Here is a 1233-nt window from a genome sequence, read left to right on the forward strand (position 1 = left end):
CCCCTCGAACGCTTCAGGCCAATCCGGGCTAACCGCTTCAATCCAAACAACTTCAAATTCCCTTAGCGTGTATTAATGTAGAAATGCCCACGGAGCCCCCTGATGAGCAAGGTAGGTCAGGAGCGCGTCGGGCACCGCATCGCCGGCGCGTAGGCCAAACCCCGGATAGCGCAGAAGGCAAAGCTGGACCGCAAATCCAAGACGGTTGCGACTGCCGCGCCGATCGGCGGCAAGGTCGAACTCAGCGGGCGACAAGGTGTAATGCCGGATGAGTTCGCTCTCGCCCTCGGGAATGCCGAAGAGGCGCCCGCGCTCGTCATCGGTCAGCAGCTCCCGCCGCGCCATGTCGGCCATCCTCCCCAAGGATGATCGACCCTAACCCGCCTCACCGACCTCGCCGAGTCCGATCAGTCGGATTGCGTCACACAATCAACAGCTCAATGCGTTTGCAGGCCTTTGACAGAATGACGGGATTAGTGACACGATTCGTCGATCATCAAGCTGCAGTAGCGGCGCTCGGATAATCGGCCGTTTGCGTGACGGCGCCGGAAGGGAAGAAGCTGGTGCTGATAGGCTACATGCGCGTGAGCAAGACGGACGGCAGCCAGGTCGTCGATCTGCAATCCGACGCGCTCGTGGCGGCCGGCGTCGCCGTCGATCAACTCTACACCGATCGCGCGTCGGGAAAACGCGACGACCGCCCAGGACTGGAGGCCTGCCTGAGAGCGCTGCGCGATGGCGACACGCTGATGGTCTGGAAGCTCGATCGGCTGGGCCGCAGCCTCAAGCACCTCGTCGATGTCGTGCAGGCTCTCAATAGACGCGGCGTCGGGCTGAAGGTGCTCACCGGCCAAGGCGCCGCGATCGACACCACCACGGCCAACGGCCGGCTGATGTTCAACTTCTTCGCGGCGCTGGCGGAGTTCGAGCGCGAGCTGATCGTCGAGCGCACCAATGCCGGCCTCGCCGCAGCACGAGCCCGCGGGCGCAACGGCGGCCGGCCCTTCAAGATGACGTCGGCGAAACTGCGGCTGGCGCAGGCGGCCATGGGCAAACCCGAGACGAAAATCGGTGAGCTCTGTGCCGAACTCGGCGTCACCCGTCAGACGCTCTACCGCCATGTCGCGCCCACAGGGATCTCCGGCCAGACGGCGAAAAGCTGCTCGGCCGCAAGCCCAAATCGCCGCGTTCCCGGTCCGTCCAACTAAACGCGGTTTAGCGAACAAACCTTGA

The 1233-nt window shown here is 63.7% G+C and carries 1 protein-coding gene and 1 pseudogene; one reads left to right on the forward strand and one right to left on the reverse strand.

Annotated elements, in window-relative coordinates:
* Positions 1-72: 72 nt before the first annotated feature.
* Positions 73-354 carry a DUF4158 domain-containing protein gene (locus ACFPN9_RS25400; protein WP_377817819.1) on the reverse strand — a complete coding sequence of 94 codons (282 nt, stop codon included), beginning with the start codon at positions 352-354 and terminating at the stop codon, positions 73-75.
* A gap of 209 nt (positions 355-563) precedes the next feature.
* On the opposite strand from ACFPN9_RS25400, the pseudogene ACFPN9_RS25405 reads away from it, so the two are divergent.
* Positions 564-1219: pseudogene (locus ACFPN9_RS25405) on the forward strand (recombinase family protein).
* The last annotated feature ends 14 nt before the right edge of the window (positions 1220-1233 follow it).

The sequence above is a fragment of the Allobosea massiliensis genome (genome assembly GCF_042655245.1).
GTDB classification, from domain to species: domain Bacteria; phylum Pseudomonadota; class Alphaproteobacteria; order Rhizobiales; family Beijerinckiaceae; genus Allobosea; species Allobosea massiliensis.

What these genes read in the sequence shown, in the direction of transcription:
- ACFPN9_RS25400 (WP_377817819.1), bottom strand. Translation starts at nt 354, where the DNA reads ATGGCCGACATGGCGCGGCGGGAGCTGCTGACCGATGACGAGCGCGGG.